This window comes from Oleiphilus sp. HI0086 (genome assembly GCF_001635225.1).
This window is the reverse complement of sequence record NZ_LWFZ01000604.1, coordinates 1-203: the sequence shown is the minus strand read 5'-3', so window position 1 is coordinate 203 and position 203 is coordinate 1. Positions and strand designations below refer to the sequence as shown.

General features: G+C 53.7%; 1 protein-coding gene. It reads right to left on the bottom strand.

All coding sequences use genetic code 11. The features are described 5' to 3' along the window. Positions 1-203: hypothetical protein (locus tag A3756_RS29190; RefSeq protein WP_231875506.1), on the bottom strand; the 203-nt coding region annotated here is incomplete at both ends.

Sequence of the window (203 nt, the reverse complement as noted above, 5' to 3'; positions counted from 1 at the left end):
ATCCGAGCTTAAACTTTCCTCGACTTCCTCGACTTCCTCGACTTCCTCGACTTCCTCGACTTCCTCGACTTCCTCGACTTCCTCGACTTCCTCGACTTCCTCGACTTCCTCGACTTCCTCGACTTCCTCGACTTCCTCGACTTCCTCGACTTCCTCGACTTCAGTCGACAGCTCCTGACTTATTCTGCTTTCCTCTGGCGCAG